This is a genomic window from Rothia nasimurium, from assembly GCF_928381705.1.
Lineage (GTDB): Bacteria > Actinomycetota > Actinomycetes > Actinomycetales > Micrococcaceae > Rothia > Rothia nasimurium_G.
Genome location: NZ_CAKMSR010000053.1, coordinates 1 through 229, shown reverse-complemented (window position 1 = coordinate 229; position 229 = coordinate 1). Strand labels below are relative to the sequence as shown.

The window sequence follows — 229 nt, the reverse complement described above, 5'->3', positions numbered from 1 at the left end:
AAACATCATGGCTTGGAAAGATATCTTGATGAGAGCACTGTGGCTGATAAGGGCTATATCGGGTTGGGGTTGGCTACCCCGGCCAGGCGCAAGCCGGGTCAGCGGCTGAGTCGGGAGCAGAGGCGGACTAATCGGGTGCTGAATCGGCTGCGGTCGGTGGTGGAGCGGGTTATCGCTCACATCAAGACTTGGCGGATTCTTCATACGGGGTTTAGGCGGCCGTTGGGGT

Annotated in this window: 1 protein-coding gene; it reads left to right on the top strand. The window is 58.5% G+C overall.

Annotation, left to right across the window (positions count from 1 at the left end; translation table 11 throughout):
• Positions 1 to 12: 12 nt before the first annotated feature.
• Positions 13 to 229 (top strand): transposase family protein (locus tag L6762_RS12120; RefSeq protein WP_423817129.1); only part of this gene is annotated, 217 nt, incomplete at its 3' end.